Here is a 13260-nt window from a genome sequence, read left to right as displayed (position 1 = left end):
AAATCTCGGGGAAATTTATGGGTGCTAACCTTCGGTGCGCTACACCGTGGCGCGAGGATTACGGCCTGAGCCAACTCGCGTCCACCTCCCAGGGTGATCCCTTCTCGAACGACTTGCATACCGTCTATTCAAGAACTTGATGCAATCCTATCACACCTTGTCAAATCAGAGCAAGTTTTCTGGTTCTTTTTGTGCTTGTCGAAGAACGGTTGTGTTACGCCGTTTCGGCCTGAGAGGGCAGGGACATTCACTCGAATCCATCTTCGCTGAGATGCTTCTTCTCTGTAGAAGCTGCAAGAGGTCTCGTTAACGCGTTGGGCGTGTCTTTATGAACTTCCATAACTACCGTATCTGCACTTTTCTATGCATCGGTGAGGCTCTCTAGGTACTCGTCAGCACCGTCTTCTTCTGATACTTGTTGAACTCTCAAAAGAGTAATTGAAGTACAGATTTATCTTAAAACTTTAGGTAATGTTTGTAAGAATCCTGTGTGATGAGACATCGCATTCACGTTTTGTCAAATCAGATGCTTGACAGTTTTCGTTGGGGGGGGGGTACTCTCGGCTGTGAGGGGAATGTTAAGAGCAGGAGGGTTGCAAATGTCAACCGAGAATACAATTTCCTTCCAGCTAGCTCCTGGTAAACCAAATATGTGTGACGCGAAAGCTTCCCTGTCGCTGTCAGCGTATTTTAATCCTCATCTTCGTCTTTGCCGGTATCGTGAATGATTTCCCCACGTTGAACTTTCATCTAAAGTTGCACGGCACCTTTGTTATTAAGCCTGAAGCTTTATTTTCATTTTGAGTCTGATCATTCACACCCGCACTTTCACAGGAGGAACACTCATGAAAACACTACGACGTTTTGCATCAACCCTGATGCTGACAATTAAAGAACACAAGCTGCTCTCTGCCTTAACTGGCATCGCAACGGTTCTCGCTCTTGTTGCAGGTGGCGTTGCTGTCGCGCAGCTTGGCGCCCAGCCAGATCACATCACTGCTCAAAGCGCTGACACGCCAGCTACGTCTCCAAAATCCACTCCCAAGCCTAAGGCCAAGCTCAAGCTCGATGTTCAGTCGAAAGACAAGACGTGGACAGACTCGTCTTCTCCTGCGATCACTCGCATCCAAGGCGCTGAAGAATCTAATAAGAGCACGGACTTCCATCATGCTGTGCGTCCAAACGATCCTCAGGACGTGAGCACTGTTGAGGTGCCTGTGGGACGTTATAACGTCTCTGTGATCTCTCCAATTAACGCTGATGGTTCGATTGAAGTAGCCTCTGATCCTGCCAAGGCTGAAGCTGTTTCAACTCCTATCAACGTGTCTGCTCGCAACGAGCTGTCCACCGTTGAGATTCCAATTGCCAACGTCAAGCCCGCTGATGTTCCATCTGATGTGATCCATAAGATCGCAGAGGAAACCGGCAAAGCTATTGCCACCGGTGACGCTACTCTTGCCGGGGATGCGGGTAAGAACGCTTTGGACACCGTTGAAAAGAACGGTAAGGCGAATCCGAACATGAGCGAGGACGATAAGAGCAAGGTGGAGGAAACCACAAGTGCTGTCACTCCTGCTCCTGAGGATAAGCCTCATGTGGGTGCCACACCGTCTACCCCTCAGCCTGCTCCTAACGCGTCCCCCGCCACACCGAAGCCTGCAACTCCTGCTGCTCCAGCAGCAAAACCAAAGAAGTGGGTTGCCGAGAAAGGCCACTGGGATAAGCAACCAGTGTACGAGGAAGTCGATGTTCCCTACACCGAAAACGTTCTCGTTGAGGAAGCTCGTACTGAGTATGCATATGTTGGGGAAAAATATTACTTCCCTGAAACAGGTTATGTTATTATTTTCGATGCTCGTGGACTAGAATTCAAAGATCCTGAATATAAACGACGTAGTATTGAAGCTATTGACAAAGTTGCTAAACATTCAGTGGCAATGATGGAAGAAGGATATATTGGCAACTACAACTCTCGTAGAATGTATGACAACGTTGAAATCCCAGCGAAGTATGAGACTGTCACGAAATACCGTAAAGAGTCTCGTCAAACCGGCACAAAGGACGTCTGGATCGTAGACGTTCCCGCCCACTGGGAGTAATACTCCACCCCACATCATGCGGCACTGCAACACTGTTGTGGTGCCGCATGATTTTATCAGCAACGTCACCGTTGCGATAGTGTGTGGTTGTATAGAAGTCTCTCGGATTAGGCAACAAACAATAGGTGATCTTTCATAATCAAAAGTTCTACACATGCCCCTTGGTCTCCACTCCAGGGGGAAGTGTCGAACTCTTGCTTTCGGGCGTAGGTTCGTACTTCCCCTGCTCTGTTTCCGCTGGTCAGCGCTTCTTCGAGGTCTTCGTATTCGATTGGCCCTGCGCTGTCGTGGTAGTAGGACGCGATGATGATCTGCTTGTGTCCGATGTAGATTTTGTCGATGAAGTACTCAAAGAGTTGGTCGCGGGTCTCGGGTGTGTCGATCCTGGCCTGGGCGAATCTCTTGTAGAAGGCCCCGATGGATGCCTCGTCCTCGTAGAGTGTGGCCTTGACGTGTGTCGTTCAGCCAACAAACTAGTTGTTAATTCGGGCTTGACAACAAGGTAATCCGGGATTTACTATTAGGGAATGACAAAGCCGATGCCCTACCGAAAACTGGCGAAACTCCTGAAGAAAGCAGGGTTTGCTTCACGGCAGGGCAAAGGTGACCACGAAGTATGGCGGCACGAAACTGGGATCTCGGTGTCCATTACGCGAACAGTCGAAATCTCCCCTGGTCTCGTGCGCAAAGCGCTCAAGGCTATTGAAGAAAGTGAGAAAGCGTCATGACAAACCTGACAATCACAGCCAAAAAATGGGACAGCCCTCTTGGTGGCGGTTGGGAACTCTGGAACGGTGATGACTGCTGGACCCAGGTCAAGCGTCTGGCTAAAGCTCGTCAACAGGTTGTCGATTATCTTGACACCGTTGAAGAAAACGTTGATCACTCCGGTTGGGAGATCACGATCGTCCCTGAAATTCCCGGTATTGATGAAGTGCGTCGCGCTCAAGAAGCCTCCGAAGCTGCTGCTCGTGCCCAGGTTGAAGCCGCTGCTCGCGTGCGTGAGGCTGTGCGTGCGTTGCGTGCGTCGGGGGTGACGACGACCGATGCGGCGTGGTTGATGAACGTGTCCCGTGCTCGCGTCTCTCAATTGGCGAATAGCTAACCCTCTTCCCTTTCGCTCGGGGATTGCGGTGAAGCCGAGTGTGAGACTGGAGTGAACCCCTGTGGTTGGACAGTTCTGATGTGAAGGGACTGTTATGAGTCAGAGGAGTAAGGAGCGGCGCTTGAAGGTGCTGCGTTTGTATGCCAAAGGGGTTTCTATTAGTGATTGCGCGCGTTTGGCTGGGATAGCAGTATGAAACTGCGCGTCGTTATTGTCGAGAAGCTGATGTGCATGGTATCGAACACGCGCGAAAAGTCCCGTCGTTTCGTACGTGGCCCATAGAAATTGAAAACAGGAGTTGGATCACGTTGGCTTGATGGTGAGAGTGCGTCGGACTTAGCTCGCGAGTTTAAGTTGCCTTCAGCTTCGTATCCAGCGTTGTTTGGGCGGTGGTTGGAGCGTCAACACATGATTGATTATGAACAAAGAGCGCGAGCGGCAGGTGGGCGGGTTGTTCGGGCTCAAAAGGCTGGAATGGGGATTAGCCAGTGGGGTAAGTGGCTAGCTGAAATTCGTCAACACATCGAGTCCGCCAAGCAGCAAGCAACTTGTGATGCCAAGCGTCAAGTTGTTCGACGGAATCCCAGTCTGACATCCATCCTGTCAGCCGATGGGGTGTAATGAAGAAAATTTCGTACTACACTAACGTAGTATGAAACTGATGGGAGGAGTGATGTGTGCGGGTGAGGGTATATCCGAGGATTGTTGAGCGACATCCGGAGGTAAGCGAGCTAGATGTGCGCACGGCGTTCGAGAACACGCTACGTTCGCGTGCGCGCGATACTCACCCTGTGCGGTGGGTTGGTGTAGGAACCGACTCAAACGGGCGGTTGTTGGAGTACGTCGCTGTAGAAGATGAACCTGATGGTTGGCTGATCTTTCATTCCATGCCAGTAACAACGAAGGTCCTTATTGAAGTTGGGTTGAGGAGGTAAACAGATGGGAACATACACAGACGTCAACGGAACTGCTTTCACCGATGACGATATCGAACAGTGGGCAAGCGAAGCAGAGTCCGAAACCGGATACACAGGTAAGCACCTGGGTGCCTCAATCCCAGGTCGTCCCATTAGTGTAGGTGTGCAAGCTAAGCCGTTCACCCTTCGGCTTGACGCGCCACGTCGAGCCAAACTCAACGAAGTGGCCAATCAGCGCCAGACCACACCCTCACAGCTGATGCGTGACCTTATTGATTCCCTCTAAAGATCAGAGGCGGAACCCTGTGAGACACCACAACTACGTATGAAAGGTACCTAGGAGCTGCCAGCAGGAACTGAAGTGCCCTGGGTTTTGTGAAGTGTCCCGGGTTTGTTTCCTGGGCATTTGTCCTGGTTTTCGTTTTCTCTGATGTGTTTGTGATGTTCCAGTAGTTGTTGTCGACCTCGAGCGCATCACGCCAGATGCGGGTATGGATCAACTCGTTCTTATACGAGCCGTTGACGTTCTCGGCCAGCGCGTTATCGTAAGAATCCCCAACTGTTCTTGTTGATGGAGTGATACCAGCATCGGTGAGCCGTTCGTTATACACAATCGATACATACTGGCTCCCGTGATCGGAGTGGTGAATCAACCCGGTCGTTTCCTTCGCGCTGGTGATCGCTTGATTCAATGCTTGTAGTGGCAGTGCTTGGGTGCGCATCGAATTAGAGCGTCCAGCCCGCGATCTTGCGTGAGAATACGTCGGTCACGAACGCCGCATACACGACCCCTTTGACGGTTCGTACATACGTGATATCGGCGACCCACAGCCGGTTCGGACCCGCTGCACGAAACTCGCGGTGGACCAAATCTGGCCTGGTATCTTCCCGCCTAGTTTTGCGTGTGGTGATGGGGCCCCTCCCTTTGCCTTGCCTGATACTCCTGCCAGGGGCATGAGCCTGGCAGTCTGCTTGTGGCCAACCTGGAGGCCGCAGCGGGAAAGTGCGTGCCACATTTTCCTCACTCCATACACGCCATAGTTCGCGGCATGGATCTGGCCAACCTTGGCCACAAGATCACGGTCACGCACGCTCCTGGCGCTGGGCGTGCCATATTTAGCGTTGCGATACCCGCGCGAGAAAACGCCCACACAGCTGGGTGAGGCGGCGTCTCGTTACGGCCTAAAGAGACGCCGAACACAAGAAAATCCTCGTAAACAGGGATTAGGTGGCAATCCCACGTAGCGGTCCGGCCTGCCAGAACGCACCGAAACTGTCCGCAGACCCGGACCTAGTCCATCAAGATTTGCCGGTTGAGGGGGCGTAGACGTGAAGCGTTCTGGGTTTTGTCATGCGTCCGAGTGAGATCCATAAAGTGCCTAGCCAAGCGGTAGTCACCTCAATTACAATAACTCCGTTATTCAGTTGAAACATTAACCTTGAGAGATCCTATGCGACGCAGCGTGATTGTTCTTCTGTCTGTCTTGTGCCTGAGCTTGGCAGGCCTATCCGCACCAGCCTACGCAGATGGTGGGTTGGATCAGACGCAGGTGGCGCAGGTGATTGCGAATGTGCGAGCCACTCTGAGTGGACTGACCTATGACTCGCCTCAGGTGGCAGGAAAAATCGCACCATCGCGATTTTCTTATCCTGATGTGACACGTAAACGCATCGCGATTGCCAAGGCGACGGGCCGTAACTTTACAGAGGTTACGGATGATGAAGCGAAGCGGGAACTTCAGAAGGAGTATGTGGCGGGTTCTGGATATGCGCAGGCGTTTGCTGATGTGCAGGCAAACCTTGAGACGTATCTGACGCAGGTGATTTCCTCAGACTCTCGCAATAGTGGGCGTAGTGCTGACTACTACACCTCAACAATTCAGGCTAAGCCCGCTGAGGTGTTGCTTGGCTTGACGTATGAGCAGCGCTTGTATGACTTTGATTATGGCCAGACAAATTTCGCCCAGGGGCTGCGCACGTCAGGTTCCTTTGGTAAAGCTTTCAACCCTCTTGATGTTGCCATCGCTTTGGGGTCACAAACTGGCGATCAATATGCGATGCCGAAGAATGTTGAGACTTTTACTCGTGTACTTGCTGGCACAGTGAGCAATGAGCGAACACTTGGCGCTTTGATCACGAGCGTGGTTCCGGCCGATGAGGTTGATGACTGGTATGCGGATCAACTCACCAAACACGGCAATGCTGTCGCAGAAAACGCAAGCCCCAGCGTTGTCGATGGAACCTACCGCCTGTATTCCAAACTCGTGTCCTCGGCAAAACTCTTGCCCTATCTTTTACCTCTGGCAACGCGAACCAACAGCGACATGTATGTGCTGTCGAATGTGTCCTCGGTGAGTTTGGGGATGCGCGAAGGCTACGTTGCCGATAAGACCAACACCTCCGATATGGCAGCATTTACAGAACGTGTTGCCCAGTACGGTCGAGACCAGGCTGCCTATGTTGATTTTTGGGCGCGCATGGCCCCTGAATTCAAGGACAGTCTGAAAACTGATCGCGTCGTCACTGACGGCTACTTTGTGGCTGGCCGTGGGACGGGTAAAGAAGCATGGTCACCTCGAGGTGGCGCAGATGCGGCTCAGGCAGTCAAGGATTTCTTCGGTCCGATGAAGCTCTGGTCTGATCACAAGTTTGTTGGCGCTGAAGCATCAGGTGCTGATATTACGTTCTGGATAGCGCGACTCTTAGCTCCTTCCGGTAGCTCGGCCTACAGTCACGAACTGACTCATCAGCTTGCGCAAAACCCTCCTCATGCGTATCTCAAAGGCCATAGGCATCGCTCAGGTACGTCGACGGAGCTGTTACCACGTGGCCTGTACGAAACTTACGAATACAACGACCCGATCTATCAGTTGAACCAGATCATGAACTGGCCGGCCGACGGGTATGCAAATTCAACGGTCGCCTCATTTACTGATGAAGCTTCCGTGAAAAACTACATGAAGAACCTGCTGGACGTCACGAACACGCTTGACCTCATCGAGGCTCAGGAAGTCCTGACCCGCGATACGGCAACGAAACAGAAATGGTTCAATATCGTCACTCTTACCCCGAGTAAGAAACCCTATACGGGCAAGTACGACGAAACTTTCATAGCCTCACGTGCCCAAGATGCTGCGAACTGGACATCCGTTAATGACCTCGTTGGCGCGAATGCTGTGGTTTCTCGCTATGAAGCTGTCGGCCTACAACATACCGGTACTGCCCCTTACAACGGCTATCCAACGATCCCATTATTCAGCCCACTCTATGGTGCTCCGCAATCATCCGAAGGGACGACGGGCGACATTCACATGCGACGCATCGCCTGGGAGCTACTTGGCGAGTACGGGTTGAGCAACGGCTGGGTTCCCTACCTGTCTGATCAATACAAACCAGCAGGCACCCCCGAAGGAGCTCTTTTTGCCGATAGTGAAGTGCTGAAGAAAATCAGTCCCTACAGCTCAGATGCTGAGTTTCGCAAAGCAATGTTTGCTCAGCGTGAAGCTCAGCTCGATGAGCTGTCTGCCGTAGAAATCACCTACGGTGGGCAGACGATCAAGGTTGACAGCGTTGCCAAGCTACGTGAGTTGATGAAATCAGCTGTGGATCAAGACCTTGCAGACACTCGCACAGGCATACGAGCAAGGGACACCCATGTCGAACGGCTGAAGTCTGCTATATACCTTGCCTACAAGGCGCAAACGCATGAGTTCTCGACCTCGATCTACAGTGCCCCAGTCACATATGGTGTGACCTACCGTTTCGATGGCGACGTACCGCAGGACGTCACCGCTCCTGTGACAACGCAAAAGTATCGCAGCGGTCAGACGGTTCAGGCCTCGCTTGTGACCTCAACCAGTCTGGAACACCGCGGTGTGGACGGCACATGGGTATTTAACGGCTGGAAGGTCGCTGGTAGTGGCGATGTCGTCACGCAGGCATCGGTGACAGATCATGACATTGAGTTCGTCGGATCGTGGACATTTACCCCTCACACCTACACTGTCACCTACCGCATCGATGGCGATATGCAGCCAACGAATCCGCCCGCTGTGCCCGTCGATGACGCTACCTACACCACAGGCGACACGGTCACCGTTCAACCGGCTCTCACAACGAGCGCCACAATGAACAACGGTGTACCCGGCACGTGGGCTTTTACTGGCTGGATGCACAACGGCAGCAGTGTTGACCGAGTGACAGTTAATAAAGCAAATGTGGAACTTGTGGGCATGTGGGTATTCACGCCCGCGCATCAGCACACAGTGACATTTGTGTACAAGGCAGCTGATGGGTCCCCAACTCTGCCTGCCGCTCTCAAAGCCCCAGAGCCCGTCTCTGGTTACGAGGGCAGCAATGTCACGTTGCCGAGCCTGCCGCAAGACTATAAGGACGCCCAGGCGAACGGCACATGGCACTTTGCCGGGTGGAACCCAGTTGTGCGCACTTTCGGTGGCGAAGATGTCACCGTGACGGGTACCTGGGAATTCACTCCTGACCCAGTGGATCTCACTCAGATTCAGGCAGCGGTCACAGCCGCGCGCCAGGCCCGCGAAAAAGCGATTGTCTCGGTTGATGGTTCCGATGTGCCAGCGAATAAGAAGTGGACAACGCAAGACAACGTGGACGCTTTCACAGCCTTGCTTGATCGAGTCCAGGCCGCAATTGACGGCGGCAAGCTCACGAGCGGCGAAGCTGAAACGATGCGTCAAATGGTTGCCCGAGCGAACGCTGATTTCATTCACGCGCAGCAGGCTGGCACTCAGACCAGCACCCCTGTTGCTCCTGAGCCGAAGCCGGGTATTCCACCGCAGCCGGAAGCCCCCGAGAAGCCTGCCGAGCCTGGGCCGGCGACGGTGACTGTCACTCCGGTAGCGCCCTCGGGCATCGTTCCTGACGCATCGGATCCGAGGTCGTGCACGGTCGCTCCGTTCGTTACGATTCCTGATGTCGAGGGGGTGGCTTACACGATCAACGGTCGCGTTGTCGAGGTCGGCGACCACGCCTACGAGTACGGCGCTACAGTTGTTGTGACTGCTGAGCCAAAGCCGGGATATTCCTTTGGTGAAGGCGTGAGGACGCGGTGGACGTGGAGCGCGCCTGCGCGTGCGGAGCTTGGCTGTGATGCGTCAGCGAACGAAACGCCAACCGTGCCCGAAGGTTCCCATGCGGATCGTCCCCAGTCGACGGAGAAAATGCCGCAAAAGCCGAGTGCTGCCCCTGTTCAGGCTACTTCCGGCAGTTTGCCGACTTCGGGGAGCATCATGGCGGTCGCCTTGCTGATCGCACTCATCTTGATGGGTGTTGGCGCGGTGATGGTCTACAGGACGAAAGGTCGTGGGAAGCACTAAGCCACGCTGAGACGCAAGGCGATCCCTCGTCTGATCTTGTGTGTTGCGTGCGCTGTTGCGTCATGTGGGAGAGAGTGTCCATTGACGAGGACGGACACGGCCGAAAGAACGTGGGGCTCGTCCTCGTTAATGACCCTGTTGATCGACGAAACGACCACGTCGGGAGAGCTTTTTTGAGGAATTCCCTGAGATCGTATTAACGTTCTCATAGTACGAAGACAGCGGAAACGTCTCGATGCGAGCCGCTGACAGCTGGAACGATGAACGTTCCGCATCTATGGAGAAAGAAGCAGTCGTGTCTCGCTCACCAAAACGACCGCCAGCAATGATGGATGTTGCTGCCCTGGCTGGGGTCTCACACCAGACTGTTTCGCGAGTGGTCAACGGTACTGGCAAGGTCGCACCGCAAACCCGTGAGCGGGTGTTGGCGGCAATCGGCGAGCTGGGATATCGGCGAAATTCCGTGGCCCGTGCTCTGGTGACTCGCAAATCCGGGATCCTGGGGATCATCACGACAACCTCCGTTCACTATGGGCCGGCATCCACCCTGGTGGCGATCGAGGTTGCCGCCCGTGAAGCCGGATACTTCACCGGGGTCACTGCGCTTGAAGACTTCAGCCGAGAGTCGCTGACAGAGGCAATTGATTATTTCCTGGGGCTCGCTGTTGAGGCCATCGTCGTCATTGCACCGATGACCGACATTGCAGAAATCGTCGAATCTATTGGCGCTCCCGTCCCGATTATTGCGGTCTCCGCTGCCAATGCGGTCAGCATCGACTCCGTGCGCTTCGTCAGAGGGGATCAGCTTGAGGGTGCCCGCATGGCGGTCCGGCACCTCATTGAACTTGGGCACACGGACATTGCTCATGTCGCCGGTCCCGAAGGGTGGTTTGAGTCTCAAATTCGGCGCGAGGGTTGGCTCATTGAACTGCGCGCGGCCGGTCTGCCGATTCGCGAAGCGCCCTACGGGGCATGGGAAGCATGTGCTGGGTTCGAGGCCGGAAAACGCCTCATCGCTGAGGGATTACCCACCGCAGTTTTTGCTGCAAATGACCTCATCGCGCTGGGACTCATGCGGGCGTTCTGGCAGGCTGGAGTCAGTGTTCCCGATGAGGTGTCGATCGTTGGATTCGATGATGAACCGGCGTCTCGCTACTTCCAGCCGTCGCTGACTACTGTTCGCCAGGACTTTACCGACCTTGCACAAAATGCGCTCCTCGCTATTCGCGATGCCATCAACGGCATCGGTGATGCTGAACCGATTGTGCGTCCGACCGAGTTGATTATCCGCGATTCAACAGCAGCTCCGCGACACTAGTTGCCCCAGCGCCAGCGGATGCGGAAATCTCATCAGGACTAGACAAAGCGATAGTGTTAGCGTTAACCTAACCGTGTCCACACAGCAGTGACAGCTGTGGATGAGTCGCAACGAGGCGGCGGTAGAGCTCGTCTTGCGCAACTGATCCGCGACTGACTCCTCAACCCTGACATAGGAGGAATCAATGGATCATCGAGATCCGAGTACCTGGGATGCTGACTTCGCGCAGAACGTCCAACGCACCCGCGACATCGTTTCCGCACTTCACGCTGAACTTCCACGATGGGGACTCATCGTCTGGACCGCAGGAAATGTCTCCCAGAGGGTCAAGGGACCTGCCGCGGACGGATCGCAGGACCTCCTTGTTATTAAGCCTTCCGGCGTCAGTTATGACGACCTGACACCCGAAGCGATGGTCGTCTGCGACCTCGAGGCAAACCTGATCCAGGGTGAAGGATCCCCATCATCCGACACCGCAGCCCACGCCTACGTCTACAAGCACATGCCCGAGGTCGGCGGCGTTGTCCACACGCACTCAACGTATGCAACGGCATGGGCGGCTCGCGGCGAAGAAATCCCCTGCGTGCTGACAATGATGGGCGACGAATTCGGCGGCCCGGTGCCCATCGGACCATTTGCGCTCATTGGGGATGACTCCATTGGCCGTGGCATCGTTGACACCCTCAAGGAATCGCGCAGCCCCGCCGTCCTCATGCAAAACCACGGACCCTTCACCATTGGAAAAGACGCCAAGGCTGCGGTCAAGGCCGCTGCGATGGTTGAAGAGGTCGCCCGAACAGTTCATATCTCTCGCCAGCTCGGTGAGCCGATTCCGATTCCGCAAGACAAAGTCGACTCCCTGTACAACCGCTACCAGTTTGTCTACGGCCAGCATGATTCGTCCGAGCAAATCACTGAAGGAGACAAGTAATGTCGTTCTACGAAGGACGTGAAGTCTGGTTCTACACCGGCAGCCAGGACCTCTACGGCGAGGACACTCTGCGTCAAGTCGCCCAGCAGTCACAAGAAGTTGTTCGTCTCCTCAACGAATCCGGACTCATGCCTGCGCCGATCGTGTGGAAGCCGGTTCTCAAGGATTCTGACGCAATCCGCCGCGCAATGCTTGACGCATCGGCCGACGACAAAGTTCTCGGTGTGATCTCGTGGATGCACACTTTCTCGCCGGCGAAGATGTGGATCCGTGGACTTGAGGTGCTGTCCAAGCCAATGCTCCACCTGGCTACCCAGGCAAATGTCGAGATTCCCTGGGACTCAATCGACATGGACTTCATGAACCTCAACCAGGCAGCACACGGAGACCGCGAGTACGCCTACATTCTTACCCGCTTGGGAGTTCCACGCATCACGGTCGTTGGACATGCCTCGAATGCCTCGACATGTCATCGCGTGGCCGCTTGGGTGCGTGCCGCAGCTGGCTTCGCCGCAACAAATGAGCTGCGCGTCGTGCGTTTCGGTGACAACATGCGTAATGTTGCCGTCACCGAGGGCGACAAGACCGAGGCCGAACGACGCCTGGGAGTCTCCGTTAACACGTGGGGTGTCAACGACCTCGTCGCCGTTGTTGACGCCGTTGCCGACGATGAGATTGACGCGCTGTGTGCGGTGTACGAGGACGAGTACGACGTTGCTCCCGAGCTGCGGGCCGGGGGTCAGCGGCATGAATCTCTGCGTTACGCAGCGCGCCAAGAAATTGCCCTGCGTCAGTTCCTGAACGAACGCGGTGCGAAGGCATTCACAACGAACTTTGAGGACCTGGGTGGGCTCAAGCAGCTTCCCGGTCTTGCAGTGCAGCGCCTCATGGCTGACGGGTATGGTTTCGGTGCCGAGGGCGACTGGAAGACAGCCGTCCTCGTTCGTGCGGCAAAGGTGATGGGGGAGGGGCTCGAGGGCGGAGCGTCGCTCATGGAGGATTACACCTACAACCTCGTCGAAGGCAACGAGATGATTCTTGGTGCCCACATGCTTGAGGTGTGTCCGTCGCTGACTGCCACAAAGGTGAAGATTGAAATTCATCCCCTGGGCATTGGTGATCGCGAGGATCCGGTCCGCATGGTCTTTAATGCTGATGCGCGCAAGGGTGTTGTTGTTGCGCTGTCAGATATGCGCGATCGTTTCCGGCTGACGGCGAATGTTGTCAACGTCATTGAACCGCCGCATGACATGCCCAAGCTCCCGGTTGCTCGTGCAATGTGGCAGCCTGAGCCCGACTTTTACACCTCGGTTGAGGCATGGTTGACGGCGGGAGCTGCTCACCACACGTGCATGTCGACTCAGGTTGGTGCAGATGTGTGGGAGATGTTTGCTCAGATCGCCAAGATGGAGCTGCTCGTTATTGACGAGCAGACAACACGCCGTGATTTCGCGTCGAACTCTCGATGGAATCAGGCCTACCACCGTCTGGCTGAAGGTTTGTGATTGACGCGCTGGCGGGCATCTAGGTGGTGCCCGC

11 protein-coding genes and 1 pseudogene are annotated in these 13260 nt (G+C 54.7%); 9 read left to right on the top strand and 3 right to left on the bottom strand.

Features of this window, described 5'->3' with window-relative positions; genetic code table 11:
* Positions 1-845 precede the first annotated feature (845 nt).
* From G7Y41_RS06875 to G7Y41_RS06855, 5 genes are all read left to right on the top strand, one after another.
* Positions 846-2099, top strand: a complete 1254-nt coding sequence (locus G7Y41_RS06875; protein WP_165315991.1) for a hypothetical protein — start codon at positions 846-848, stop codon at positions 2097-2099.
* 527 nt (positions 2100-2626) lie between these two features.
* A complete protein-coding gene (locus G7Y41_RS06870) occupies positions 2627-2827 on the top strand; it encodes a type II toxin-antitoxin system HicA family toxin (protein WP_165315992.1) in 201 nt (66 codons plus the stop codon).
* Positions 2824-3204, top strand: a complete 381-nt coding sequence (locus G7Y41_RS06865; protein ID WP_165315993.1) for an antitoxin HicB — start codon at positions 2824-2826, stop codon at positions 3202-3204. The genes G7Y41_RS06870 and G7Y41_RS06865 overlap by 4 nt, the downstream gene beginning before the upstream one ends.
* Before the next feature lie 408 nt (positions 3205-3612).
* Positions 3613-3825 (top strand): hypothetical protein, encoded by a 213-nt coding sequence (locus G7Y41_RS06860; RefSeq protein ID WP_165315994.1) that lies wholly within the window; start codon positions 3613-3615, stop codon positions 3823-3825.
* 318 nt (positions 3826-4143) lie between these two features.
* Positions 4144-4407, top strand: a complete 264-nt coding sequence (locus G7Y41_RS06855) for a CopG family transcriptional regulator (RefSeq protein ID WP_165315995.1) — start codon at positions 4144-4146, stop codon at positions 4405-4407.
* On the opposite strand, the gene G7Y41_RS06850 is transcribed toward G7Y41_RS06855, so the two are convergent.
* From G7Y41_RS06850 to G7Y41_RS10250, 3 genes and pseudogenes are all read right to left on the bottom strand, one after another.
* Positions 4391-4843, bottom strand: coding sequence for a DDE-type integrase/transposase/recombinase (locus G7Y41_RS06850; RefSeq protein ID WP_165315996.1), 453 nt, complete (start codon positions 4841-4843; stop codon positions 4391-4393). The genes G7Y41_RS06855 and G7Y41_RS06850 overlap by 17 nt on opposite strands.
* A 4-nt stretch (positions 4844-4847) precedes the next feature.
* The gene (locus G7Y41_RS10255) at positions 4848-5135 is read right to left on the bottom strand and encodes a DDE-type integrase/transposase/recombinase (RefSeq protein ID WP_442984204.1); all 288 of its coding nucleotides are present in this window, start codon (positions 5133-5135) and stop codon (positions 4848-4850) included.
* Positions 5060-5272, bottom strand: a pseudogene (locus G7Y41_RS10250) (IS3 family transposase); the annotation flags it as partial. The pseudogene G7Y41_RS10250 and the gene G7Y41_RS10255, both read right to left, overlap by 76 nt.
* A gap of 300 nt (positions 5273-5572) precedes the next feature.
* On the opposite strand from G7Y41_RS10250, the gene G7Y41_RS06840 reads away from it, so the two are divergent.
* The 4 genes from G7Y41_RS06840 to araA all read left to right on the top strand — a co-directional run bounded on the left by G7Y41_RS06840 (position 5573) and on the right by araA (position 13226).
* Positions 5573-9472: a ZmpA/ZmpB/ZmpC family metallo-endopeptidase gene (locus G7Y41_RS06840; RefSeq protein ID WP_165315998.1), complete on the top strand. Its 3900-nt coding sequence runs from the start codon at positions 5573-5575 to the stop codon at positions 9470-9472.
* Positions 9473-9767: 295 nt separating this feature from the next.
* Positions 9768-10790: a LacI family DNA-binding transcriptional regulator gene (locus G7Y41_RS06835; protein WP_231367265.1), complete on the top strand. Its 1023-nt coding sequence runs from the start codon at positions 9768-9770 to the stop codon at positions 10788-10790.
* A 184-nt stretch (positions 10791-10974) separates the two neighbouring features.
* Positions 10975-11721, top strand: a complete 747-nt coding sequence (locus G7Y41_RS06830; protein WP_165315999.1) for an L-ribulose-5-phosphate 4-epimerase — start codon at positions 10975-10977, stop codon at positions 11719-11721.
* The gene (gene araA / locus G7Y41_RS06825) at positions 11721-13226 is read left to right on the top strand and encodes an L-arabinose isomerase (protein WP_165316000.1); all 1506 of its coding nucleotides are present in this window, start codon (positions 11721-11723) and stop codon (positions 13224-13226) included. The genes G7Y41_RS06830 and araA overlap by 1 nt, the downstream gene beginning before the upstream one ends.
* Positions 13227-13260 lie beyond the last annotated feature (34 nt).

Source organism: Schaalia sp. ZJ405 (assembly GCF_011038885.2).
GTDB lineage: Bacteria > Actinomycetota > Actinomycetes > Actinomycetales > Actinomycetaceae > Pauljensenia.
This window is presented reverse-complemented; position numbering and strand designations above follow the sequence as displayed.